Here is a 23,838-nt window from a genome sequence, read left to right as displayed (position 1 = left end):
GGCGGATCGCCGCCACAGTGCCATAGCGTTTCGCACCAGTCGAGATACTTGACATAACCATCGACCTGTGGTTGAGGGTTTGTCCGTACCTCACCGATGATGATCGAAGCGTGACCGATTTCTCAGGAAGGCGAGAGCCCATGACGCCCCCGCACAACTACCTCGCCGTAATCAAGGTCGTCGGTATCGGCGGTGGCGGCGTGAACGCGGTCAACCGCATGATCGAACAGGGACTCAAGGGAGTCGAGTTCATCGCGGTGAACACCGACGCGCAGGCCCTGCTCATGTCCGACGCCGATGTCAAGCTCGACGTCGGCCGCGAACTCACCCGGGGGCTCGGCGCCGGTGCGGACCCCGAGGTCGGCCGCAAGGCCGCCGAGGACCACAAGGACGAGATCGAAGAGGTGCTCAAGGGCGCCGACATGGTCTTCGTCACCGCCGGTGAGGGCGGCGGGACCGGCACCGGCGGCGCGCCCGTGGTCGCGAGCATCGCCCGCAAGCTCGGAGCGCTGACCGTCGGCGTCGTCACGCGGCCGTTCTCGTTCGAGGGCAAGCGCCGCGGCAGCCAGGCCGACACGGGCATCCAGACCCTGCGCGAGTCGTGCGACACCCTCATCGTCATCCCCAACGACCGGCTCCTGCAGCTCGGCGACGCCGCCGTCAGCCTCATGGACGCGTTCCGCTCCGCCGACGAGGTGCTGCTCAACGGTGTCCAGGGCATCACCGACCTCATCACCACCCCGGGCCTGATCAACGTCGACTTCGCGGACGTCAAGGGCGTGATGTCCGGCGCCGGCAGCGCCCTGATGGGCATCGGTTCCTCCCGGGGCGAGGGCAGGGCCATCAAGGCCGCCGAGGCGGCGATCAACTCGCCCCTGCTCGAGGCGTCGATGGAGGGTGCACGCGGCGTGCTGCTGTCCATCGCCGGCGGCTCCGACCTCGGCCTGTTCGAGATCAACGAGGCCGCCTCGCTGGTGCAGGAGGCCGCCCACATCGACGCGAACATCATCTTCGGCACGGTCATCGACGACTCCCTGGGCGACGAGGTGCGCGTCACCGTCATCGCGGCCGGGTTCGACGGCGGCACCCCGGCGCGACGTCCCGTCGAGTCGGCCCCGCCGACCCCCGCAACGCGCGGCGGCACCGTCGGCGCGGGGCGTGCCGGCGACGTCGGTCGCTCGGAGCGGGAACGGGCCGAGGAGATGCCGGCGCGCGAGCAGCAACCCGTCGCGGGCAGCTCCCTCCCGCCGATCGGGTCGGCCCAGCCGGCGCGGCCGGTCGAGACGGACGAGGACGGCGACGACGACGTCGACGTGCCGATCTTCATGCGCCGTTGACGGTGACACAGCCGGTGCTGCGGGCGCGGCGGGTCGTCACCACCCGTGCCGGCGGCGTCTCCGCCCCGCCCTACGACTCTTTCAATCTCGGTGACCACGTGGGTGACGACCCGGCCGCGGTCGAGGCGAACCGGCGCCGGCTCGCCTCGGTGATCGGACTGCCCTACGAGCGGCTCGTGTGGATGGAGCAGATCCACAGTCGCAACGTCACCGTCGTGGACGGCCCGGTCCGCGGCCCGGTGCCCGCGACCGACGCGCTGGTCACGCGCGAGCCCGGTCTCGCGCTCGTCACGTTGAGTGCGGACTGCGTGCCGGTGCTGCTGTCCGACGAGGAGGCGGGCGTGATCGCCGCCGTGCACGCGGGCCGGATCGGTGCCCGCGTGGGGATCGTGCCCCGGGTCCTGGACACGATGACCGAACTCGGTGCGCGACCGGAGCGCATCGGCGCGTTCCTCGGACCTGCTGCGAGCGGCCGCCGGTACGAGGTGCCCGCTTCGATGCAGGCCGACGTGGAGGCGCATCTGCCCGGTAGCGCCACCCGCACCGTCGCGGGCACGCCCGCGCTGGACCTGCGGGCCGGGTTGCGACGGCAACTGCTCGAACACGGCGTCACGGCCGTCGCGGAGGATCCCCGATGCACCATCGAGGATCCGACGTTGTTCAGCCATCGCCGGCAGGCGCCGACCGGACGGCTGGCGGCGGTGATCTGGCTCGAGGCCGGACCGGACCCCGCCGCCGGAGGTGGCCGATGAGCCCCGCCGCCGGAGGTGGCCGATGAACCCCGCCGCCGGAGGTGGCAGGTGACCGCAGCGGACGCCGACGCGCGGCGTGCCGAGATCGCCGACGGACTGCGCCGGGCACACGAGCGGCTCGACGCCGCGGCCCGGGCGGCGGGCCGCGACCCGGCGGAGATCGCGCTGCTGCCGGTGACGAAGTTCTTCCCGGTCTCCGACGTGGAGATCCTCTACGGACTCGGGTGCCGCGCCTTCGGTGAATCCCGCGAACAGGAGGCAACCGCGAAGGTTGCCGAATTCCGTTCGCGGACAACCGATCCTGCCGTCGCTTGGCATATGATCGGCCGGGTGCAACGCAACAAGGCGCGTGCCGTGGCCCGCTGGGCCCACACCGTGCACTCGGTCGACAGCGCCCGGCTGGCGCACGCACTGGACTCCGGTGCGCGGGCCGCGCGGGATTCCGGTGACCGCGACACGCCGCTGTCCGTCCTGCTGCAGGTCAGTCTCGACGACGACCCGCAGCGAGGCGGGGTGAGCTCCGCCGACCTGCGCGCGCTCGCGGACGAGATCACCGGGACCGCCGGGCTCGCGTTGCGCGGGCTCATGGCGGTGCCGCCGCTGGGCTGGGACCCGGACGCCGCCTTCGAACGGCTCGCCGGGCTCCATGCCGCGCTGCGTTCCGATCATCCCGAGGCCACCGAACTGTCGGCCGGGATGTCCGGCGACCTCGAGGCGGCGGTGCGATGGGGTTCGACGTGCGTGCGTGTCGGAACCGCGGTGTTGGGCGCGCGGCCGTTAGCCTGAGTGGCGACCGCCGCGCGAGGAAGGTTGATCCATGAGCTCACTCCACAAGTTCAAGGCGTACTTCGGGATGGTGCCGCTCGAGGAGTACGAGGACGACTACCTCGACGACCCCGCGAGCGCCCGCCGCGAGCGCGACCGGGACTACGACGAGCCGCCGTACGCGGGCGGTGGTTACGGACCGTCGCACCGGGACGAGTACAAGGCGTCGCGGCGGGAGGATGCCGGCCGCGACTTCGAACCGGACGGTTTCGATCGTTACGAGCCGCCCGTGCGGGCGGCGCGCGTGGAGCCGATCACGGCCCGCGCACCGCGCCCGACCCCGCCGCCGGCCCGCGCCGCCGCGCGGTCGTCGCTCGGTTCCGAGGGCCGCCTGGAACGGTCCGAGGCCCGTCGCGGCGCGCTGTTCGACGAGGGAGGCCCGTTGTCGAAGATCACCACGCTGCGTCCCCGGGACTACGGCGAGGCCCGCACGATCGGTGAGCGGTTCCGCGACGGCACCCCGGTGATCATGGACCTGGTCGAGATGAGCAACGCCGACGCCAAGCGGCTCGTCGACTTCGCGGCCGGGTTGGCCTTCGCGCTGCGCGGTTCGTTCGACAAGGTCGCCACGAAGGTGTTCCTGCTGTCCCCGGCGGACATCGACGTCTCCGCCGAGGAACGCCGCCGGATCGCGGAGACGGGGTTCTACAACCAGCAGTGACCTGATCCGCCGCGGCGGTTCCCGGCACGGTCGACGCCCGGTGCCCGGTGTGCAACACCGGATGCCGGGCGTTTCGGTTTGGCTCGATGCGCCGTCGTCGGGCAGAGTGGGCGGGTGGCCGTATTCGAGGTGCTCTGGTTCCTGCTGTTCATTTTCTGGCTGCTGCTGATCGGCCGGATCATCGTCGAGTTCATCCGGACGTTCGCGCGGGACTGGAAGCCGACGGGATTCGTCGTCGTCGTTCTCGAGGCAATCTTCACGGTCACCGATCCGCCGGTGAAACTGTTGCGCCGGCTCATTCCTCCGCTGAATCTCGGCGGGGTGCGACTGGATCTGTCCATCATGGTGCTGCTCTTCATCGTCTACTTCCTCATGGCATTCATTCCCCGAGGTGGGACGCTCTGACGGCCGACACCTGCTCGGACGATCCGCGTGAAAGCCGCCCTGTGCCAGAATGGGGTGCCAGTTACAGTGAGTTTGATACGCGTGACGCACTGTGGATATAACTGAATGCTTGCTTGACCGCTCACACGACGCGTGAAGGGATCCTTCCATGCCGCTGACCCCAGCTGATGTGCACAATGTCGCGTTCAGCAAGCCGCCGATCGGAAAGCGTGGTTACAACGAGGACGAGGTCGACGCATTCCTGGATCTCGTCGAGCAGGAACTGACCCACCTGATCGAGGAGAACGCCGACCTGCGGCAGCGGGTGGCCGAGCTCGACCAGGAGCTGGCCGAGGCCAAGAAGGGTGCCCGTTCCGGTGGGGCTCCGGCCCCGGCCGCCAAACCGGAACCCGCGCGCGTCGTCGAGGCGCCGAAGCCGCCGGAGCCCGCGCCCGCTCCGGCGCCGGCGCCGGCGCCCGCACCGGTCGCGGCCGCACCGGCCTCCGCGGACGCGAGCATGCAGGCGGCCAAGGTGCTCGGTCTGGCCCAGGAGATGGCGGACCGCCTCACCGGCGACGCCAAGACCGAGGCCGAGGAACTGCTGCGCAACGCCCGCACCAACTCCGAGCAGCTCATCTCCGATGCGCGCACTCGCAGCGAGGCGATGATCGCGGACGCGCGGCAGAAGTCCGAGGCGATGCTGGCCGACGCCCGGACCCGTTCGGAGACGCAGCTGCGCCAGGCCAAGGAGAAGGCCGACGCGCTGCAGGCGGACGCGGAGAAGAAGCACACCGAGATCATGGCGACCATCAACCAGCAGCGTTCGGTGCTCGAGGGTCGCATCGAGCAGCTCAAGACGTTCGAACGTGAGTACCGGGTGCGCCTGAAGTCCTACCTCGAATCCCAGCTCGAGGAACTCGAGCAGCGCGGCTCCGCCGTGCCGGTCGACGGCGGCCAGGAGGCGTTCAACCAGTCGAACTCCTCGTTCGGGTCCACGTCCTTCGCCAAGGGCAACAGCTGATCGAGGCGGGGGTCCGATGCCGGGTTCGGAGGAGGGTGCGCCGTGCTGGTAGTGACGCTCTCCCTCGCAGCCGTCGGCTTCGGCATGCTCGTCGTGGCGCTCATGACGGGCTCCGTGCTGTGGGCCTGGGGTTGCATCGTCGTGTGTGTGGTGGGCGCGGTCCTGCTGCTGATCAGCGCGCTGGGCGGCAAGCGGACCGCGCCCCCGACGGCGACGGCAGCCGAACCGGACCGGCGTCGCGGGGGACGCGATGCCGGCGAGTGAGCGCGGCGGCATAGAATAGTTCGAGGACAGACTCTGTAGTCCTGCCCCGGCGGCCGCCGGGGACGGCGACGATCCGGCCATCACCGGGGAGCCTTCGGAAGAAAGGCCGTGCCGACCGGCACTGCTCAGTAGAACCGAACGGGTGGGCCCGTCACAGCCCGAACGAGAGGCCCGTCTCGCCGGCAGAGCCCGGAGAGACGGTGCAAGCGGGGTGGTACCGCGGTTGCCGGCGCACAGTGCGCGGTGATCGTCCCCGTGCCGGACACGTCTAGGCACGAGGAGTCACGCTGTGACGAAGAGCACCCCCGACACCCCGCAGGCCCCGGTCGCGTCGACCGGCAAGTACCCGCTCGTCGACTACGGGGTGGCCAAGGATTCGGGCGTCGATTTCCCCGAGCTCGAGGTCGAGGTCCTCGACGGGTGGACCAAGGACGACACCTTCCGCGCCTCGGTGTCGAACCGCGACGGCGCCGAGGAATTCGTCTTCTACGACGGCCCGCCCTTCGCGAACGGTCTGCCGCACTACGGCCACCTGCTCACCGGTTACGTCAAGGACCTGATCCCGCGCTTCCAGACGATGCGCGGGAAGAAGGTCGAGCGGCGCTTCGGCTGGGACTGTCACGGCCTGCCCGCCGAGCTCGAGGCGGAGAAGCAGCTCGGCATCACGGACAAGTCCCAGATCGACACGATGGGACTCGCCGAGTTCAACGCCTACTGCAAGACGTCGGTGCTGCGGTACACCGGGGAGTGGCGCGACTACGTCACCCGGCAGGCCCGCTGGGTGGACTTCGACAACGACTACAAGACCCTGGACCTGGACTTCATGGAGTCGGTCATGTGGGCCTTCAAGCGGCTCTACGACAAGGGCCTGATCTACCAGGGCTTCCGGGTGCTGCCCTACTCGTGGTACGAGCAGACCCCGCTGTCGAACCAGGAGACCCGGCTCGACGACGCGTACAAGATGCGCCAGGACCCGGCGGTGACCGTGGACATGGTGCTGCGCGCCCCCGGCTCCGAGCTCGACGGCGCGTGCGCGCTGATCTGGACCACCACGCCGTGGACCCTGCCGTCCAACCTCGCGATCGCGGTGCATCCCGACATCGAGTACGTCGGCGTGCGCGGCGCCGACGGCAAGACCTACGTGCTCGCGCAGGAGCGGGTCGGTCACTACGCGCGCGAACTCGGTGACGAACCCGAGGTGCTCGGCCGCTATTCCGGCGCCGACCTCGTGGGTCTGGCCTACGAGCCGCCGTTCGACTTCTTCGTGGGCCGCGAGAACGCCCACCGGATCATCGCCGCCGACTATGTCACCACCGACTCCGGCACCGGAATCGTGCACTTGGCACCGGCTTTCGGTGAAGAAGACATGGAGTACTGCCAGCGCAACGGCATCGAACTGGTGCAGCCGCTCGATCCGGGCGGGAAGTTCACCGCGATGGTCCCGCCCTACGAGGGGCTGCAGGTCTTCGACGCCAACCCGGTGATCATCAAGGACCTCAAGGCCGCCGGGAAGCTGTTGCGGCACGAGACGATCGAGCACTCCTACCCGCACTCGTGGCGGTCCGGGCAACCGCTGATCTACATGGCGGTGCCGTCGTGGTTCGTCGCCGTCACCCAGTTCCGGGACCGCATGGTGGAGTTGAACAAGCAGATCACCTGGGTGCCCGAGCACATCCGCGACGGACAGTTCGGCAAGTGGCTCGAAGGTGCCCGCGACTGGAACATCAGCCGGAACCGCTACTGGGGCAGCCCGATTCCGGTGTGGGTCTCGGACGACCCGGCCTACCCGCGGATCGACGTCTACGGCTCCCTCGACGAACTCGAACACGACTTCGGGGTGCGCCCGGCCGACCTGCACCGGCCGATGATCGACGAGCTGACCCGGCCCAACCCGGACGACCCGACCGGGACGTCGACGATGCGCCGCGTCCCCGAGGTGCTCGACTGCTGGTTCGAGTCGGGCTCGATGCCGTTCGCGCAGGTGCACTACCCGTTCGAGAATCAGGGGTGGTTCGACTCCCACTATCCGGGCGATTTCATCGTCGAGTACAACGGGCAGACCCGCGGCTGGTTCTACACCCTGCACGTGCTGGCCACCGCGCTGTTCGACCGGCCCGCCTTCAAGACCGTCGCGGCGCACGGCATCGTGCTCGGCGACGACGGGCTGAAGATGAGCAAGTCCAAGGGCAACTACCCCGATGTCAACGAGGTGTTCGCCCGCGACGGCTCCGATGCCATGCGCTGGTTCCTGATGTCCTCGCCCATCCTGCGCGGCGGCAACCTCGTCGTCACCGAGCAGGGCATCCGCGAGGGTGTCCGGCAGGCGCTGCTGCCGCTGTGGAACGCGTGGAGCTTCCTGCAGCTGTACGCGTCCGAGCCCGGCACCTGGCGCACCGACTCGCCGCACGTGCTCGACCGGTACATCCTGGCCAAGCTCGCTGCCACCCGCGACGCGATCACCGACGCCCTCGAGGTGGTCGACATCGCCGGGGCCTGCGACGAGCTGCGCACGTTCTGCGACGCCCTCACCAACTGGTACGTGCGCCGCTCCCGCAGCCGGTTCTGGGACGAGGACGCCGACGCGATCGACACCCTGCACACCGTGCTCGAGGTCGTCAGCCGCCTGGCGGCCCCGCTGCTGCCGCTGGTCACCGAGGTGATCTGGCGGGGCCTGACCGGCGGTCGCTCGGTGCATCTGGCGGACTGGCCGGCGGCCGGGGAGCTGCCGGCCGACCCGGCCCTGGTCGAGTCGATGGACGAGGTCCGCGCGGTGTGCTCGACGGTGCTCTCGCTGCGCAAGGCGCAGAAGCTGCGCGTGCGGCTGCCGCTCCCGCAGGTCACCGTGGCCGCCCCCGACGCCCACCGGCTGCAGCCGTTCGCCGATCTCGTCCAGGACGAGGTGAACGTGAAGTCGGTCGAGCTGACCGACGACGTCGATGCGCACGGGCGCTTCGAACTGGTCGTCAACGCCCGCGCCGCGGGGCCGCGCCTCGGCAAGGACGTGCAGACGGTCATCAAGGCAGTCAAGGCCGGGGACTGGTCGGAGGCGGACGACGGCACCGTCACCGCCGCCGGCATCGCCCTGCTGCCGGAGGAGTACACCACGCGCCTGGTGGCGGCGGAGCCGGAGTCCACGGCGGCGCTGCCCGGCGGCGCCGGCCTGGTGGTGCTGGACTCCACGGTCACCGAGGAGCTCGAGGCCGAGGGCTGGGCGAAGGACCGGATCCGCGAGCTGCAGGACGCGCGCCGCAACCTGGGCTTGGAGGTCTCGGACCGCATCGGCGTGGTGTTCGAGGTGCCGGCCGACCGCGCCGACTGGGCGATGCGGCACCGCGCGCTCATCGCCTCGGAGGTGCTGGCCACCAGCTTCGAACTGGCACCCGCCGGCGACGGGGCGCTCGAGCTCGGCGAAGGGGTGCGTGCGGCGATCGTCAAGGCATGAGCGTCCCGGTGACGCCGGCGCGTGGCGCGGCCACGGCGGTGACGCCGGCGCGTGGCGCGGCCACGGCGGTGACGCCGGCGCGTGGCGCGGCCACGGCGGTGACGCCGGCGCGTGGCGCGGCCACGGCGGTGACCCCGGCGCGTGGCGCGGCCACGGCGGTGACCCCGGCGCGTGGCGCGGCCACGGCGGTGACGCCGATGCGGGCGTGATGTCGGTGCGAGGGGCGAAGATTCGCGGGTGTCCGACGTGGTGACTCGCGGCGGTGGACGTTGGGTCCTGCACCTGGACCTCGACGCCTTCTTCGCCTCGGCCGAGCAACTGACCCGGCCGACCCTTCGGGGGCGACCGGTGCTCGTCGGCGGTCTCGGCGCGCGCGGCGTGGTCGCCGGGGCCAGCTACGAGGCTCGGGTCTTCGGGGCGCGGTCGGCGATGCCGATGAGCCGCGCGCGCCGGCTGGTGGGGCCCGCGGCGGTGGTGCTGCCGCCGCGGGGCGTGCTCTACCAGACCCTCAGTCACACCGTGTTCGAGGTGCTGCGCGAACAGATCCCCGTGCTCGAGACGCTGTCGCTCGACGAGGCGTTCGCCGAGCCCGCCGAACTCGCCGGCGCCGCGCACCGGGAGGTGGAAGGGTTCTGTGCGCGGCTGCGTGAACAGGTGCGGGACCGCACCGGTCTCGTCGCGTCCGTCGGCGCCGGCTCCGGCAAACAGATCGCCAAGATCGCCTCGGGCCTCGCCAAGCCCGACGGAGCGCTGGTCGTGCGGCCCGAGGAGGAGCTGACACTGCTGCACGGTCTGCCCGTGCGCAAGCTGTGGGGGATCGGTCCGGTGTCGGAGGAGCGGCTGCGCCGGCTGGGGATCGACACGATCGGGGACCTGGCGGCGCTGCCGGTCGCGGAGGCGGCGTCGATCCTGGGTGCGACGGTCGGTCCTGCGCTGCACCGGCTCGCCGGTGGGCACGACGATCGGCCGGTCCTCGAACGCGCCGACGCCAAGCAGGTCAGCGCCGAGACGACGTACCAGACCGACATCGTCACGCTCGCCGAGCTGCGACGCGCCGTCACCACCGCCGCCGACGCCGCGCACCGCCGGCTGCGGCGCGACGGTCGCGCCGCCCGGACCGTCGTGCTCAAGTTGCGCAAGGCCGACATGAGCATCCTCACCCGGTCGTCGACGTTGCCGTACGCCACCGAGGACGTGGCGACGCTCACGGCGGCGGCGCAGCGGCTCGTGCTCGATCCGCTCGAGATCGGCGCGATCCGCCTCGTCGGTGTCGGCCTCGCCGGGTTGTCCAGCATCCGGCAGGACTCGCTCTTTCCCGAGCTCGAGCAGGCCCCGGAGGGCACGGTGGAATCGTCGCCGCAGGTCCGGCCCGAGCGGGCCGCGCCGCCGGCGGGACCGCGGTGGCGTCCCGGCACGGACGTGCGGCATCCGGAATTCGGGCACGGCTGGGTGCAGGGCGCCGGACACGGCGTGGTGACGGTCCGCTTCGAGACCCGCTCGTCCGGACCGGGCCCAGCCCGCACCCTCGACGAGAACGATCCCGCCCTGTCCGAGGCCGATCCGCTCGCCGCACTCGGGTGAATGCGCGTGCCCCGCCGCTCTCAAAGTCTTCTTACTACCGCCGGGTACGCTTACGGGCGATCCGCTGTCCCGGTGGAGCATCCGCTGCTGGATGAACCGAGCACGGTATCCGTGCACGATCGAGAACGAGAAGGACGAGAACTTGAAGCTTCGCAAGATCACTGTCGCCACGGTGGCTGTGGCCGCCGCCCTCACGATGTCCGCCTGCAGCTCGGACGACGGAGGTAGCTCGACCTCGACCTCGGCGAAGACCACCACCAGCACCACGACGGCCGTCGCGCAGTACCCGCCGGTGCCGACCGTCGAGGATCTCAACGCCATGCTGGCCAAGGCGTTCGACGAGACCGTCCCGGCCGAGGAGAAGGTGAACCTCGTGCAGGGCGCCGAGCAGGATCCGGCACTGATCGACCAGGTCGCCGCCGCCGCTGAGCAGGCCGGCGCGCAGATCACCGTCCTGGACGTCAACGACAACCAGAACGGCACGGTCACCGCCGGAATCGAGACCCTGCTGGCCGGTGCGCAGCAGCCCGCCGTCGGCACCGTCGACTTCGTCGCCGAGGACGGCGTGTGGAAGCTGTCGAAGAACAACGCCTGCGCCATCGTCGCGACCGCTCAGCTGCAGTCGCCCGCCTGCGCCTGACGAAGACCGACGCGGCGGCCGGGGCGGAGATTCCGCCCCGGCCGCCGTCACGTCCGGCGGGCGCTCAGGACTGCCAGCGCACCCGGTCCACCAGGGTCTGTGCCAGGCGCGTGGTGCCCGCGGGATCGCTGTAGGCCTGTTCACCGCCGACAGTCAGATCCCCGGCGATCGGGAGCGGCCGGCCCAGGTCGATCGTCATCGTGCCCTCGCCTGTCATCTCGTACCGGTCGATGTTCAACTGGCCGGACCCGTTCGGCAGAGCCCAGGTGGACTCCCGTGGGGTCTGCGTGATGCGCAACTGCACGGTCAGCCGGTCGCCGTCCCGTTCGAGCAGGCTCGCGGTGGCAACCTGATCGAGCGCCATCCCGCTCATCACCTGCTGGTGGATCTCCCACACGGCACCCACGCCGATCTCGTCCTCGGGGAACGACACCATCCGGTACACGGCCTGGTAGAAGGCCTGTTCGATGGCCGAGCGGGCGATGTCCGCGGAGTCCGGGGTGGGGTCGAGCCGCAGCGCGCTCACCGCCCCGGACGGCGACATCGTCAGCCCCGCCTCGGATCCCTCGGCGGGACCGAGCGCCGCGGCGAGGGCCGCGTCCGGGGATGTCGCATCCGCGATCCGCAGGTCCACGAGGCTGCTCGGCGCGGTGTCCGACACGGCTTCGCCCACGGTTGCGGTGAGCGGCAACGTCAGTTCGGGGGTGGAGAAATCCTGCTCCGGCTGATCACCGATCGACTGGAAGACCTGCGAGGACGTCGTGAGCGCCACCTGCTGGGTTGTGCCGGCGGGCGGGGTGAGACGGATCCGGCTGCGCGGCTCGGCCCCCGGGTCCAGGACCACCGCGGTGACCGCGGCGACGGGCACCGTGACCTCCGTCGAGGTCGCCGTCGAGGCAGGGGCCGCGCCGTCGGCGGAGTTGCCACACCCGGCGAGAAGGGTGGTCAGGGACAGGGCCACACCGAGGGAGCGGGCCCTCGGGCGGGCGAATCTGGGCAGCACAGGCACGCACCCCAGGGTAGCCACGGCGGGCGGGGTGGCCGTCGTGCTCCTCCGATGGGGGATGATGGCAAGGTGACCGACGACCCCACCGAGCACGATGCCCACCCCGACACCGTCGCGGAACCGAGTGCGTCGGCGCCGGCCGACTCCCCGGGGAAGGATGCGCCCGCGCCGGTCCGGCGACTGCGTGCGCTGCTCGCCCTCGCCGCGGTGGTCTTCGGCCTCGATCTGCTCACGAAGATCCTCGCGGTCCACTACATCGACCCGGCCGACCCGATCTCCGTCGTCGGGGACACGGTGACGTTGACGCTGGTGCGCAACCCGGGTGCCGCCTTCTCCATGGCGACCGGTATGACGTGGCTGCTGACCCTCGTCGCGGTCGCCGTCGTGGTGGGTGTGGTCCGGATCGGCCGCACGTTGCGGTCGGGGTGGTGGGCCCTGGGACTCGGACTCGTCCTCGGCGGAGCGCTGGGTAATCTGGTCGACCGGATCTTCCGGTCCCCGGGCCCGCTGCAGGGGCACGTCGTCGACTTCGTGTCCGTCGGCTGGTGGCCGGTGTTCAACGTCGCCGATTCCGCCATCGTCTGCGGCGCGATCCTGCTCGTCGCGCTGACCGTCTTCGGCATCGAACCGGACGGCTCACGCAAGACCGACTCCGCCCGCAGCAGCAGAAAGGAAGCACACCAGTGAGAGAAACCCGGGCGATGCCCGTCCCCGACGGGCTCGACGGGATGCGGGTCGACACGGGCCTGGCACGGCTGCTCGGCCTGTCGCGCACGGCGATCGCCGCCCTGACCGAGGAGGGTGCCGTCCTCGTCGACGGCGCCGCCGCGGGAAAGTCGGACCGGCTGTCCGCCGGTTCGTGGCTCGAGGTGGAACTGCCCGAGCCGCCGCGGCCGCTGACCATCGAGGCGACCCCGGTCGAGGGCATGGAGATCCTCTACGCGGACGACGACATCGTCGCGGTGGACAAGCCCGTGGGCGTCGCGGCGCACGCGAGCGTCGGCTGGACCGGACCGACCGTGATCGGCGGCCTGGCCGCAGCCGGGTTCCGGATCTCCACCTCCGGCGCCCACGAACGGCAGGGCATCGTCCACCGGCTCGACGTGGGAACCTCCGGAGTGATGGTCGTCGCGACGTCCGAGCGTGCCTACACGGTGCTCAAGCGGGCCTTCAAGCAGCGCACCATCGACAAGCGCTACCACGCCCTCGTGCAGGGACACCCCGATCCGAGCAGCGGCACGATCGACGCGCCGATCGGCCGGCACCGCAGCAGCGACTGGAAGTTCGCCGTCACCGCCGACGGCAAGCCCAGCATCACGCACTACGACACCGTGGAGGCGTTCCAGGCCGCGAGCCTGCTCGACATCCACCTCGAGACCGGCCGCACCCACCAGATCCGCGTGCACTTCTCGGCGCTGCGTCACCCCTGCTGCGGGGATCTGACCTACGGCGCCGACCCGCGCCTGGCGGAGCGGCTCGGTCTCGAACGCCAGTGGCTGCACGCCCGCTCTCTCGGGTTCGCGCACCCGGCCGACGGACGCTGGGTCGAGATCACCAGCAAGTACCCGGCCGACCTCGAGCACGCGCTCGCCGTGCTGCGCAGCGCCTGACCGTGCGGCGCGTGTCCCTGCCCTGGGCGGCGACGGCGGCACTGCTGCTGGCGGTGCTCGCGGCCGGACTGCTCACCCCGCCCCGGCCGGCGACGGTGCGCACCGACACGCTCGGTCCGGACCACGGCGAGGCGGTCGCCGGCTACCTCGCGCGCGCCCAGGCGAGCGTCGAGTCCGCCACCGGCGAACCGCGGTGGGCACTGGTCTCCTTCACTGCGCCGGTGCCGGTCGAGCAGGCGGCGGCGCTGCCGGGAGACCCCCGCATCGCGCAGGTGCTGTTCCGCGTCCCGATCGAGCGGGTGCAGACCCCGCTGGTCGCGGTCGACGTGCCCGAGCACCCGGAGGCGCTGCGGCGTGCGCCTGCCGTCGCGGCGGGCCGACTGCGCCAGGCGGCCGGCGCCGACCGGGCCGCGCGTGTCGCCGCGGTCTCGGCCGATCGCCTCGCGGACGGGTGCGCCTGCGTCGTCGGCGTCGTGGTGCGCGTCGCGCCGGCGGCGGCGACCGAGCTCGCCGCCGCCCCCGGCGTCCGCGCCGTCGAACTGCTGCCGCCGGACGCCGTCGCGGGGGCGTTCTCGGTGAACCCGCTGCTGCCCGAGCACGTCGACGTCGTCGCTCCGGGACCGGACGACGGCGAGCCCTGAGCCCGGTCGGCGGGACAGGCGCGTCGCCACTGGGTACGGTGACGCCGTGGCACGGGTTCTGGGGTACCTCGTGGTGGCGCTGCTCGCCGCGGCCGGTCTGCTGTGGCCGCTGCTCGCCGGGCTCGACACCGGCGAGGCCTCCGAGGCGGCGGATCCGGCGCGGATCACGAACTACAGCGTCGACTACGCCGTCGACGCCGACGGCGGCCTCACCGCCACCGAAACCGTCACGGTCGACTTTCCGGCCGACCGGCACGGCATCTTCCGGTACTGGGACGTCACCACGGGCGCCGACCCGCACGTGCGCCACATCCCCGAGATCGTCTTTGTCGAACGTGACGGCGAGCCCGAACCGTACGAGACGAGCTGGGAGCAGGGCCGCCGACTCGTCGTCGCGAAGATCGGCGACCCCGACGTGTACCTGGAGCCGGGCACCCACACCTATCGCCTCGCGTACACCACGGAGGGGGTCCTCGACCCGCCGGGCGCGGCCGCCGGCACGTTCGACACGGCCGCCGGGACGGCGGCCCCGGTCGGATCGGTCTTCCACTGGAGCGTGGTACCCGGCGGGTGGGAGATGGCCGTCGACCGTGCCGACATCACGGTGCGGCTGCCCGCGGCGTCGGGCGTGGTCGAATGTGCGGCGCCGGGGGCGACCTGCGTCCTCGGCGGGGCCGGCACCGACACCGTGTCCGTCGGCGTGACCGGGCTCGCACCCCGCACCGCGGTGAACGTGCGCATCGGGCTCGGGCTCGACGCCCCGGCCCGGAGCACGGTGCCCTGGTCGGTCGCCTGGGATCCGATCGTCGGCCGGTCGGCGCCGATCGTGGCCCTGGTCGCGGCGTCGAGTCTCCTCGCGTTCGCCGCCGCCGCACGATGGGCCTGGACGGCCCGCGAACCCGAGCCGGGGTTGCCGGTGCTGTACGCGCCGCCGGACGGTTTCGGACCGGTGCAGACCGTCTACGTCGCCTCCGAACGCCCCGGACCTGCACCGCTCGCGGCCACGCTGCTGTACGCCGCAGAGGAGGGGCTGGTCGAGTTGCGTCCCGCCGGGACCGGCAAGAAGTCGGACGTGTGGGAGGTCCGGGGCGTCGCCTCCGCGGACACGTGGGCGGCGACCGATCCGGTGACCCGGGCGGTCGGCGACGCGCTGCAGATCTCGTACCCGGGGGCGGTGCTGCGGGCCGACGGCTCGAAGTCGGCGGGGGAACGGCTGTCGAAGGCGACGACGGAGCTGGCGTCCCAGTGCCGGATCTGGGCCCGCAACGAGGGTCTGGTGGCCCCGTCCACGCACGAGCGCCTCGGTAAGGCGGCGGTGGTGCTGGCGCTGGTGCTCGCGGTGGCCGGGTTCGCCGTGCCGGTGTGGCCGAGCATGTGGGGCCTGCCGGCGGCGGCGTTCGTGTTCGGGGGCTGGGAACTGCTGCGCCCGGAGGCGGGGACCCGGCGCACCGCGAAGGGCCGCGAGCTGTGGTCGCGTGCCGGCGGGTTCCGGCGCATGCTCGTGACCCCGTCGAGCGAGGACCGCTACCGGTTCTCGGCGGAACAGGACCTCTACACCCGCTACATTCCGCACGCGGTCGCCTTCGGCGTGGCCGAGAAGTGGGCGGAGAAGTACCGCACGGTCACCGGGGCGGAGCCACCGGTGCCGGCGTGGTACCCGTATCCGGTCGGAGTGCACGGATTCGCTTCCGGGGCAGGAGGATTCGACAGTTTCGAGTCGGCCCTGTCGTCGTCGATCGGCGCGTACACCGCGTCCCAGTCCTCGTCGTCGGGCGGTGGTGGCGGCGGCGGTGGTGGCGGCGGGGGCGGCGGCTCCTGGTGACCGAGTGGTGAACGAGGCACCGGCGCGCCCGCACCGGTGCCGGGCAGCGGAAGGAGGGCGGTCCCATGGTGACCGCAGTCGTGATCGTCGTCGTGCTGGTGGTGGTGCTCGTCGCCGTGTTCGTGGTCGGGTTCAACCGGCTGCGCCGCGCCGACGTGCTGGCCCAGGAGGCCCTGGGCGGCATCGACGTGCAACTGAGCCGGCGCGCCGACCTGGTGCCGAATCTCGTGTCGACGGTGCGAGGCTACGCGGCGCACGAGAAGAGCGTGTTCGAGGAGGTCACCGCCGCGCGCACCGCCGCGTCGCGGGCCGCCTCCGGCGGCACGGTGGCGGAGAAGGCCCAGGCCGACGCGCGCCTCGAGAAGGCGATGTTCGACGTGCTCGCCGTCGCCGAGAACTACCCGGACCTCAAGGCCTCGGCCAACTTCCTGGACCTGCAGCGTCAGCTGGGGGAGACCGAGGACCAGCTCGCCTTCGCCCGCCAGTACTACAACGACGCCGCAGGCCGGCTCAACACGTCGCTGAAGACCATCCCGTGGATGTTCTTCGCAGGGCCGGCAGGGGTGCGCGAGCGCGAGTTCTACACCGCCCCGGCGGGCACGGAACTGCCGCCGACCGTGTCGTTCTGATCGCCCCGGCGCGCTCCGGAGCATCCGCCCGCCCTACCGTTGACTGGTGAGCAGCACCGCATCCCGCCCCGACACCGGCATCCTGTTCGGACTCGGCGCCTACCTGACGTGGGGGATGTTCCCCGCGTTCTTCGGCCTGCTCGAACCCGCCGGAGCCGTGGAGATCCTCGCCCACCGGGTGCTGTGGACGCTGCTGGCGATGCTGCTGCTGCTCGCCGTCCTCGGCCGGCTCGGCTCGCTGCGGGGACTGGAGGTGCGGGTGTGGGCGCTGGTCGCGGCGGCCTCCGCGGCCATCGCCGTCAACTGGGGCACCTACATCTACGGCGTGGTCTCGGGTCGGGTGGTCGAAACCGCACTGGGCTACTTCGTCAACCCGCTGGTCAGCGTGCTGTTCGGGGTGCTGTTCTTCCGGGAGCGGCTGCGCCGCGCGCAGATCGCGGCGCTGCTCGTGGCGACCGCCGCGGTGGCGGTGATCACCGTGGACTACGGGCGGCCGCCGATCATCGCGCTCACCCTCGCGTTCTCGTTCGCCCTGTACGGGGTGATCAAGAAGATCGTGCCGCTCGACCCGCGCACCTCGCTGACGGGGGAGGGCGTCGTCGCCGTGCCCTTCGCGGCGGGCTACCTGATCTTCCTCGCCGTCACCGGCACCGGCACGTTCCTCGGTCACGGCGCCGGGCACTCGCTGCTGCTCGTGTCGGCCGGGCTCGTCACGGCGCTGCCCCTGCTGCTGTTCGGTGCGGCCGCCCAGCGGGTTCCCCTGGTCACCCTCGGCATGCTGCAGTACCTGACGCCGAGCCTGCAGATGGCGTGGGGTGTGCTGGTCCTGCACGAGGACATGCCCGCCTCCCGCTGGATCGGGTTCGGGCTGATCTGGATCGCGCTCGCGATCTTCACCGCCGACGCCGTGGCCCGGGGTCGCCGGGCTCGCGGGACGCTCGAGCCGGTCCCCTCGAGTGCACCGCAGTAACACCGGTCACGACACGCCGTCCGGGCCGGTGTGGCGGTCCGATCCCGTCGCCGCGGGGGCCTACACTCGGGATGCTCACAGACCTTCCGGGAGAGGCACGCGTGGCTGACTCGTTCGTTCATCTGCACAACCACACCGAGTATTCGATGCTCGACGGAGCCGCGAAGGTCGGTCCCCTGTTCAAGGAGGCCGAGCGGCTGGGGATGACGGCGGTCGGGATGACCGACCACGGGAACATGTACGGCGCCAGCGAGTTCTACAACGTCGCCGAGAAGCAGGGCATCAAGCCGATCATCGGCATCGAGGCCTACATCGCGCCCGAGTCGCGGTTCAGCACCAAGCGCGTGCAGTGGGGCGACCCGAGCCAGAAATCCGACGACGTCTCCGGCTCGGGCTCGTACACGCACATGACGATGGTCGCCGAGAACGCCACCGGGCTGCGCAACCTGTTCAAGCTGTCGTCGCTCGCGTCGATCGAGGGGCAGCTCGGCAAGTGGGCCCGCATGGACGAGGATCTCATCGCCCACCACGCCGAGGGCATCATCGCCACCACCGGTTGCCCGTCCGGGGAGATCCAGACCAGGCTGCGTCTGGGCCACGAGCGCGAAGCGCTCGAGGCGGCCGCGAAGTGGCAGGAGATCTGGGGCAAGGACAACTTCTTCCTCGAACTCATGGACCACGGCCTGTCCATCGAGCGTCGGGTCCGTGAGGGCCTGCTCGACATCGGCCGCAAGCTCGACATCCCGCCGCTGGCGACCAACGACTGCCACTACGTCACCAAGGACGCCGCCGAGAACCACGAGGCGCTGCTGTGCATCCAGACCGGCAAGACGCTCTCGGATCCGACCCGCTTCAAGTTCGACGGTGACGGCTACTACCTGAAGTCCGCCGCGGAGATGCGGGCGCTGTGGGACGACGAGGTGCCGGGCGCGTGCGACAACACGCTCCTGATCGCCGAGCGGGTCCAGCCCTACAAGGAGGTGTGGACCCACCGGGACCGGATGCCGATCTTCCCCGTCCCCGAGGGGCACACGCAGGCGACATGGCTGCGCGAGGAGGTTCTGCGCGGGCTCGACCGGCGATTCCCGGACGGCGTGCCGCAGGAGTACCTCACCCGCGCCGAGTACGAGATCGGCGTCATCAACGAGATGGGCTTCCCCGCCTACTTCCTCGTCGTCGGTGACCTGATCAGCCACGCTCGCGAGGTCGGCATCCGCGTCGGCCCCGGCCGCGGTTCGGCCGCGGGCTCCCTCGTCGCCTACGCGATGGGCATCACGAACATCGACCCGATCCCGCACGGTCTGCTGTTCGAGCGGTTCCTCAACCCCGAGCGCGTGTCCATGCCCGACATCGACATCGACTTCGACGATCGCCGCCGCGGTGAGATGGTGCGCTACGCCACCGACCGGTGGGGGGCCGACCGCGTGGCCCAGGTGATCACGTTCGGCACCATCAAGACCAAGGCCGCGATCAAGGATTCGGCCCGCGTGCAGTTCGGCCAGCCCGGATTCGCCATCGCCGATCAGATCACCAAGGCGCTGCCGCCGCCGATCATGGCCAAGGACATCCCGGTCTCGGGCATCACCGATCCGAACCACGAGCGGTACAAGGAGGCCGCCGAGGTCCGGGCGCTGATCGAATCCAACCCGGACGTGAAGAAGATCTACGACACCGCGCTCGGCCTCGAGGGCCTGATCCGCAACGCGGGCGTCCACGCGTGCGCGGTGATCATGTCCTCCGAACCGCTGATGGATGCCATCCCGCTGTGGAAGCGGGCGCAGGACGGCGCGATCATCACCGGTTGGGACTACCCGTCGTGCGAGGCCATCGGCCTGCTGAAGATGGACTTCCTCGGTCTGCGCAACCTCACCGTCATCGGCGACGCGATCGAGAACATCAAGAACAACCGCGGCATCGACCTCGACCTCGACACGCTGCCGCTCGAGGATCCGCCCACGTACGAGCTACTGGCCCGCGGCGACACCCTCGGCGTGTTCCAGCTCGACGGCAGCGCGATGCGGGATCTGCTGCGCCGCATGCAGCCGACCGGGTTCGAGGACATCGTCGCCGTGCTCGCGCTGTACCGGCCCGGACCGATGGGCATGAACGCCCACAACGACTACGCCGACCGCAAGAACGGCCGGCAAGAGGTCAAGCCGATCCACCCCGAGCTCGAGGAACCGCTGAAGGACATCCTCGCCGACACCTACGGTCTGATCGTCTACCAGGAGCAGATCATGCAGATCGCTCAGAAGGTGGCCGGTTACTCGCTCGGACGAGCCGACATCCTGCGCCGCGCGATGGGCAAGAAGAAGGCCGAGGTCCTCGCCGCCGAGTTCGAGGGCTTCGAGGAGGGCATGCTCGCCAACGGTTTCTCCAAGCCGGCGATCAAGGCCCTGTGGGACACGATCCTGCCCTTCGCCGGGTACGCGTTCAACAAGTCGCATGCCGCCGGGTACGGCCTGGTCTCCTTCTGGACGGCCTACCTCAAGGCCAACTACCCGGCCGAGTACATGGCGGGCCTGCTCACGTCGGTCGGCGACGACAAGGACAAGGCCGCGGTCTACCTGTCCGACTGCCGCAAGATGGGGATCACGGTGCTGCCGCCGGACGTCAACGAGTCGCGGGTGGACTTCGCGTCGGTGGGGGAGGACATCCGATTCGGCCTCGGCGCGGTCCGCAATGTCGGCTCCAACGTCGTCGCGTCCATCATCCGCGCGCGGGAGGAGAAGGGCCGGTTCACCGACTTCTCCGACTACCTCAACAAGATCGACGCTCTCGCGTGCTCGAAGAAGGTCACCGAGTCGCTGATCAAGGCCGGCGGCTTCGACTCGCTCGGCCATCCCCGCAAGGGCCTGATGCTCGTGCACGCCGACGCGATCGACGCGGTGATGGGCACCAAGAAGGCCGAGGCGATCGGGCAGTTCGACCTGTTCGGCGGCGCGGATGCCGACGAGTCGGTGACCTCGGTGTTCAACGTGAAGATCCCCGAGGAGGAATGGGACACCAAGCACAAGCTCGCCCTCGAACGGGAGATGCTGGGCCTGTACGTGTCCGGGCATCCGCTCAACGGCGTCGAGCACGTCCTCGCCCAGCAGGCCGACACCGCGATCCCGACCATCCTCGAAGGCGCGATCAAGGACGGCGCCCAGGTCACCGTGGGCGGCATCCTGGCCTCGGTGAACCGCCGCATCAACAAGAACGGCCTGACATGGGCGTCGGCTCAGCTCGAGGACCTCGCCGGCGGGATCGAGGTGCTGTTCTTCCCGCAGTCCTACTCCGTGTACGGCATGGACGTCGTCGAGGACTCCGTGGTGCTGGTCAAGGCCCGGGTGTCGGTCCGTGACGACCGGATCTCGTTGATCGCCAACGATCTTGCCGTGCCCGACCTGTCTCAGGTGGGGGTGGCCAAGCCGCTGTCGGTGTCGATGCCCACCCGGTTGTGCACCCCCGACAAGGTGGGTGCGCTCAAGAGCGTGCTCACCCGCCACCCGGGTACCTCGGATGTGCACGTGCGGTTGATCTCCGGCAGCAAGGTGACCGTGCTGAAGGTGGACGACAGCCTGCGGGTGGAGCCCTCGTCTGCGCTGATGGGGGATCTCAAAGCCCTGCTCGGGCCGGCCTGCCTGGCGACGTGACCGGCTCCCGGGACGGGGGCGGTCAGGGCTCGCGGCGGTAGTGCAGCAGGCGAGCCCACCACACGACGGTGGCGGTGCCGGCGGCGGCGAGCACGGCGGTCTGCGCGTCCGCGGTGATCGCGAACAGCGCCAGCAGCACCAGGACGGCCGCGACGAGCGCCTCGAGCTTGTACAGCGGCCATGCGGTTCCGGCCACGTCGACGGACGCGGGCCGGCGGCGGACGCGAGCGGGCGAATCCGTCGTCATCTCGACCTCCGTGCGCCTCGGGGAATCCGTTCACCAGGCTACTCGCAGACTTGTGTTCGGGCCACCGAACTTTGCCGATCGCGGGGGTGATGTCGGACCCGGGCGGACGGATCCGCCCGGTGCGCTGCGGCGGAGTGCGCGCCGGTGTTGACTGGAGCCATGCCTCTCACCGGAGAATACGAACCGAGTCCGTCCCAGTGGGCCGCCGATCAGGTGGCGCTGTACGAGGGTTCCGGCGGCACCGAGGGCACGACCCTCAACGGCCGGCCGGTGGTCGTGCTGACCAGCCGCGGAGCGAAGAGCGGCAAGCTCCGGAAGACCCCGCTGATGCGGGTCGAGCACGACGGGGTGTACGCGGTGGTCGCCTCGCTCGGTGGTGCCCCGACGCATCCGGTCTGGTACTTCAACGTCCGGGCGGATCCGCACGTCGAACTGCGTGACGGGCCGACGGTCCGGGACATGACCGCCCGCGAGGTCCACGGCAGGGAGAAGGACCTGTGGTGGCGGCGTGCGGTCGAGGCGTTCCCCGACTACGCCGAGTACCAGAAGAAGACGGATCGGGAGATCCCGGTCTTCGTCCTCGAGCCCCGGTAGCGCGCGGGGTCCGGCGGCCGCGGCAGCGGACGCAGTGGCGAAACCCGCATTGGGGGTTCCGGGTCGGTAGTGGCAGCATGGGTAGGTGACCACTACTTCGCGAACCGCTGATCCGATGCACCTGCCCGCCCTGAGCGTGGCCGACATCGAGGCCGCGGCGGAGCGAATTTCCGCGGTCGTCGCCCCCACACCGCTCGAATACAGCGAGCGGCTCTCCGTCCTCACCGGGGCGAACGTCTATCTCAAACGCGAGGATCTCACCCGCGTGCGCTCGTACAAGCTGCGCGGCGCCTACAACGTCATGGCGCAGCTCTCCCCGGCGGAACGCGAGGCGGGTGTGGTGACGGCCAGCGCCGGCAATCACGCACAGGGCGTGGCCTACTCGTGCCGGGCGATGGGGGTCCGGGGCCGGATCTACGTGCCCACCCGGACCCCTAAGCAGAAGCGGGACCGGATCCGCGCGCACGGCGGGGCGTTCGTCGAACTCATCCCGACGGGTGACACCTTCGACGCGGCCGCCGCGGCGGCCGCGGAGGACGTCGCGCGGACCGGCGCGACGATGGTCGCGCCGTTCGACGACGCCCGCACCGCGGCGGGTCAGGGCACCATCGCCCGGGAGATGCTCGATCAGCTGCCGGCGGCGCCGGACCTGGTGCTGGTTCCGGTCGGCGGCGGTGGCTGCCTGGCCGGCATCGCGGCGTACCTGCACGAGAAGTCGCCGCACACCTCGATCGTCGGGGTGGAACCGGCCGGGGCGGCGTCGATGACCGCTGCCCTCGTCGCGGGCGGGCCGGTGACCCTGCCGGAAGTGGATCCGTTCGTCGACGGAGCCGCCGTGAAACGGGTCGGCGACGTGCCGTACGCGGTCGTCTCCCGGCTCGGCCCCGAGATCGTCTCCCACGCGAACCTGCCGCTGGTCGCGGCGCTGCGCAACGACGGCCTGGGCACCGGGCCGTTCGGGATGACCCAGGTCGACGAGGGCGCCGTGTGCACGGCGATGCTCGACCTGTATCAGAACGAGGGCATCATCGCCGAGCCGGCGGGGGCGCTGTCCGTCGCCGCGCTCGAGGGGCTGACCGTCGCGCCGGGTGCGACGGTGGTGTGCCTGATCTCGGGGGGCAACAACGACGTCTCCCGCTACGGGGAGGTCATCGAGCGTTCTCTGGTGCACCGCGGTCTCAAGCACTACTTCCTGGTGGACTTCCCCCAGGAGCCCGGGGCGCTGCGACGGTTCCTCGACGAGGTGCTCGGTCCCGACGACGACATCACCCTGTTCGAGTACGTCAAGCGCAACAACCGGGAGTTCGGTGCGGCGCTGGTCGGCATCGAACTCGGCACGGCCGACGGTCTGGCGTCACTGCTGGCGCGGATGGACCTCTCGCCGATCGAGGCGCAGCGGCTCGAGCCGGGCTCGCCGGCCTACCGCTATCTCACCTGAGCCGGACGGGATCCCGGCGGGGGAGCGCCGTCCCCCGCCGCGGTCCGCGGCGGCCGCTCAGCGCCAGGGGGCGCAGACCAGCCAGGGGCCGAACCACCAGCACGGGGCCGGCGGACCCCACCGGTTCCGTTCCCAGCCGCGATCGTGGTCCCGGCGGTCGCGGTGGTCGCGGCGATCCCAGTCGTTGCGGTGATCGGTCTGCTCCCAAGTGATCCCGATCGGCGCCGGGGCGTCGGCGGGTGCCGCGGCCGCGACTCCGGCCGGGGCGAGAGTGAGGGTGGCGGCGAGGAGTGCGCCGACGGTGGCAGTCCGGAGTTTCATGGAAATACACCCCGA

The 23,838-nt window shown here is 70.9% G+C and carries 23 protein-coding genes; 19 read left to right on the top strand and 4 right to left on the bottom strand.

All coding sequences use genetic code 11. The features are described 5' to 3' along the window. Positions 1 to 140 precede the first annotated feature (140 nt). The 8 genes from ftsZ (at position 141) to ileS (ending at position 8,686) form a co-directional block, all read left to right on the top strand. The gene (gene ftsZ / locus QNA09_RS13005; RefSeq protein WP_010594392.1) at positions 141 to 1,337 is read left to right on the top strand and encodes a cell division protein FtsZ; all 1,197 of its coding nucleotides are present in this window, start codon (positions 141 to 143) and stop codon (positions 1,335 to 1,337) included. Then, positions 1,334 to 2,089 (top strand): peptidoglycan editing factor PgeF, encoded by a 756-nt coding sequence (gene pgeF, locus QNA09_RS13000; protein WP_234420097.1) that lies wholly within the window; start codon positions 1,334 to 1,336, stop codon positions 2,087 to 2,089. Before ftsZ ends, pgeF begins: the two co-directional genes overlap by 4 nt. Positions 2,090 to 2,137: 48 nt before the next feature. Next, positions 2,138 to 2,875 carry a YggS family pyridoxal phosphate-dependent enzyme gene (locus QNA09_RS12995; RefSeq protein ID WP_268965621.1) on the top strand — a complete coding sequence of 246 codons (738 nt, stop codon included), beginning with the start codon at positions 2,138 to 2,140 and terminating at the stop codon, positions 2,873 to 2,875. Positions 2,876 to 2,906: 31 nt separating this feature from the next. Beyond that, a complete protein-coding gene (locus QNA09_RS12990) occupies positions 2,907 to 3,575 on the top strand; it encodes a cell division protein SepF (RefSeq protein ID WP_003938220.1) in 669 nt (222 codons plus the stop codon). A 114-nt stretch (positions 3,576 to 3,689) separates the two neighbouring features. Then, positions 3,690 to 3,980 (top strand): YggT family protein, encoded by a 291-nt coding sequence (locus QNA09_RS12985; protein ID WP_003938221.1) that lies wholly within the window; start codon positions 3,690 to 3,692, stop codon positions 3,978 to 3,980. Between the two features lie 148 nt (positions 3,981 to 4,128). Next, positions 4,129 to 4,980 (top strand): DivIVA domain-containing protein, encoded by an 852-nt coding sequence (locus QNA09_RS12980; RefSeq protein ID WP_010594395.1) that lies wholly within the window; start codon positions 4,129 to 4,131, stop codon positions 4,978 to 4,980. A 42-nt stretch (positions 4,981 to 5,022) separates the two neighbouring features. Beyond that, positions 5,023 to 5,244: a hypothetical protein gene (locus QNA09_RS12975; protein ID WP_010594396.1), complete on the top strand. Its 222-nt coding sequence runs from the start codon at positions 5,023 to 5,025 to the stop codon at positions 5,242 to 5,244. Between the two features lie 289 nt (positions 5,245 to 5,533). After that, on the top strand, positions 5,534 to 8,686 hold the full coding sequence (ileS, locus tag QNA09_RS12970) for an isoleucine--tRNA ligase (RefSeq protein WP_102031186.1): 3,153 nt from the start codon (positions 5,534 to 5,536) through the stop codon (positions 8,684 to 8,686). On the opposite strand, the gene QNA09_RS12965 is transcribed toward ileS, so the two are convergent. Then, on the bottom strand, positions 8,676 to 8,870 hold the full coding sequence (locus QNA09_RS12965) for a hypothetical protein (RefSeq protein ID WP_108754920.1): 195 nt from the start codon (positions 8,868 to 8,870) through the stop codon (positions 8,676 to 8,678). The genes ileS and QNA09_RS12965 overlap by 11 nt on opposite strands. Before the next feature lie 53 nt (positions 8,871 to 8,923). On the opposite strand from QNA09_RS12965, the gene QNA09_RS12960 reads away from it, so the two are divergent. Together QNA09_RS12960 and QNA09_RS12955 are read left to right on the top strand one after the other, a co-directional pair. Continuing rightward, positions 8,924 to 10,267, top strand: a complete 1,344-nt coding sequence (locus tag QNA09_RS12960) for a DNA polymerase IV (RefSeq protein ID WP_010594398.1) — start codon at positions 8,924 to 8,926, stop codon at positions 10,265 to 10,267. A gap of 91 nt (positions 10,268 to 10,358) precedes the next feature. Continuing rightward, positions 10,359 to 10,907 (top strand): hypothetical protein, encoded by a 549-nt coding sequence (locus QNA09_RS12955; RefSeq protein ID WP_017682384.1) that lies wholly within the window; start codon positions 10,359 to 10,361, stop codon positions 10,905 to 10,907. Between the two features lie 64 nt (positions 10,908 to 10,971). Here QNA09_RS12955 and QNA09_RS12950 read toward each other — a convergent pair whose 3' ends face one another. Further along, entirely contained in the window at positions 10,972 to 11,916 is a 945-nt protein-coding gene (locus tag QNA09_RS12950) for a hypothetical protein (protein ID WP_372446869.1), read from the bottom strand. 48 nt (positions 11,917 to 11,964) lie between these two features. Between QNA09_RS12950 and lspA the strand changes: the two genes are divergently transcribed. From lspA to dnaE, 7 genes are all read left to right on the top strand, one after another. Continuing rightward, positions 11,965 to 12,600 carry a signal peptidase II gene (gene lspA, locus QNA09_RS12945; RefSeq protein WP_051059616.1) on the top strand — a complete coding sequence of 212 codons (636 nt, stop codon included), beginning with the start codon at positions 11,965 to 11,967 and terminating at the stop codon, positions 12,598 to 12,600. 14 nt (positions 12,601 to 12,614) lie between these two features. Further along, entirely contained in the window at positions 12,615 to 13,523 is a 909-nt protein-coding gene (locus tag QNA09_RS12940) for an RluA family pseudouridine synthase (protein ID WP_017682382.1), read from the top strand. An 11-nt stretch (positions 13,524 to 13,534) separates the two neighbouring features. Beyond that, on the top strand, positions 13,535 to 14,164 hold the full coding sequence (locus tag QNA09_RS12935) for a hypothetical protein (RefSeq protein ID WP_082061290.1): 630 nt from the start codon (positions 13,535 to 13,537) through the stop codon (positions 14,162 to 14,164). 46 nt (positions 14,165 to 14,210) lie between these two features. Next, positions 14,211 to 15,986 (top strand): DUF2207 domain-containing protein, encoded by a 1,776-nt coding sequence (locus QNA09_RS12930; RefSeq protein ID WP_119699846.1) that lies wholly within the window; start codon positions 14,211 to 14,213, stop codon positions 15,984 to 15,986. A gap of 65 nt (positions 15,987 to 16,051) precedes the next feature. Further along, entirely contained in the window at positions 16,052 to 16,615 is a 564-nt protein-coding gene (locus QNA09_RS12925; RefSeq protein WP_119699845.1) for a LemA family protein, read from the top strand. A gap of 46 nt (positions 16,616 to 16,661) precedes the next feature. Continuing rightward, a complete protein-coding gene (gene rarD, locus QNA09_RS12920; protein ID WP_119699844.1) occupies positions 16,662 to 17,585 on the top strand; it encodes an EamA family transporter RarD in 924 nt (307 codons plus the stop codon). A gap of 101 nt (positions 17,586 to 17,686) precedes the next feature. Beyond that, positions 17,687 to 21,223 (top strand): DNA polymerase III subunit alpha, encoded by a 3,537-nt coding sequence (gene dnaE / locus QNA09_RS12915; RefSeq protein ID WP_010594408.1) that lies wholly within the window; start codon positions 17,687 to 17,689, stop codon positions 21,221 to 21,223. Positions 21,224 to 21,245: 22 nt separating this feature from the next. Here the strand turns inward: dnaE and QNA09_RS12910 are convergent, their stop codons facing one another. Next, a complete protein-coding gene (locus QNA09_RS12910) occupies positions 21,246 to 21,470 on the bottom strand; it encodes a hypothetical protein (RefSeq protein ID WP_010594409.1) in 225 nt (74 codons plus the stop codon). 159 nt (positions 21,471 to 21,629) lie between these two features. On the opposite strand from QNA09_RS12910, the gene QNA09_RS12905 reads away from it, so the two are divergent. Both QNA09_RS12905 and ilvA read left to right on the top strand, forming a co-directional pair. Further along, on the top strand, positions 21,630 to 22,064 hold the full coding sequence (locus tag QNA09_RS12905; protein WP_010594410.1) for a nitroreductase family deazaflavin-dependent oxidoreductase: 435 nt from the start codon (positions 21,630 to 21,632) through the stop codon (positions 22,062 to 22,064). Between the two features lie 115 nt (positions 22,065 to 22,179). Then, entirely contained in the window at positions 22,180 to 23,502 is a 1,323-nt protein-coding gene (gene ilvA, locus QNA09_RS12900; protein WP_010594411.1) for a threonine ammonia-lyase IlvA, read from the top strand. Positions 23,503 to 23,559: 57 nt separating this feature from the next. Here the strand turns inward: ilvA and QNA09_RS12895 are convergent, their stop codons facing one another. Next, the gene (locus QNA09_RS12895) at positions 23,560 to 23,823 is read right to left on the bottom strand and encodes a hypothetical protein (protein WP_010594412.1); all 264 of its coding nucleotides are present in this window, start codon (positions 23,821 to 23,823) and stop codon (positions 23,560 to 23,562) included. Positions 23,824 to 23,838: the final 15 nt, after the last annotated feature.

The sequence above is a fragment of the Rhodococcus sp. AH-ZY2 genome (assembly GCF_030916465.1).
Taxonomy (GTDB): domain Bacteria; phylum Actinomycetota; class Actinomycetes; order Mycobacteriales; family Mycobacteriaceae; genus Rhodococcus; species Rhodococcus ruber.
The sequence above is the reverse complement of the archived record's forward strand: the minus strand, read 5'-3'. Positions and strand labels throughout refer to the sequence as shown.

Coding starts and splice junctions, on each gene's coding strand:
- ftsZ (WP_010594392.1), top strand. CDS start 141: ATGACGCCCCCGCACAACTACCTCGCCGTAATCAAGGTCGTCGGTATC.
- QNA09_RS12990 (WP_003938220.1), top strand. CDS start 2,907: ATGAGCTCACTCCACAAGTTCAAGGCGTACTTCGGGATGGTGCCGCTC.
- QNA09_RS12980 (WP_010594395.1), top strand. CDS start 4,129: ATGCCGCTGACCCCAGCTGATGTGCACAATGTCGCGTTCAGCAAGCCG.
- QNA09_RS12955 (WP_017682384.1), top strand. CDS start 10,359: ATGAACCGAGCACGGTATCCGTGCACGATCGAGAACGAGAAGGACGAG.
- lspA (WP_051059616.1), top strand. CDS start 11,965: ATGGGGGATGATGGCAAGGTGACCGACGACCCCACCGAGCACGATGCC.
- QNA09_RS12940 (WP_017682382.1), top strand. CDS start 12,615: ATGCCCGTCCCCGACGGGCTCGACGGGATGCGGGTCGACACGGGCCTG.
- QNA09_RS12925 (WP_119699845.1), top strand. CDS start 16,052: ATGGTGACCGCAGTCGTGATCGTCGTCGTGCTGGTGGTGGTGCTCGTC.
- QNA09_RS12910 (WP_010594409.1), bottom strand. CDS start 21,470: ATGACGACGGATTCGCCCGCTCGCGTCCGCCGCCGGCCCGCGTCCGTC.
- QNA09_RS12905 (WP_010594410.1), top strand. CDS start 21,630: ATGCCTCTCACCGGAGAATACGAACCGAGTCCGTCCCAGTGGGCCGCC.
- ilvA (WP_010594411.1), top strand. CDS start 22,180: ATGCACCTGCCCGCCCTGAGCGTGGCCGACATCGAGGCCGCGGCGGAG.
- QNA09_RS12895 (WP_010594412.1), bottom strand. CDS start 23,823: ATGAAACTCCGGACTGCCACCGTCGGCGCACTCCTCGCCGCCACCCTC.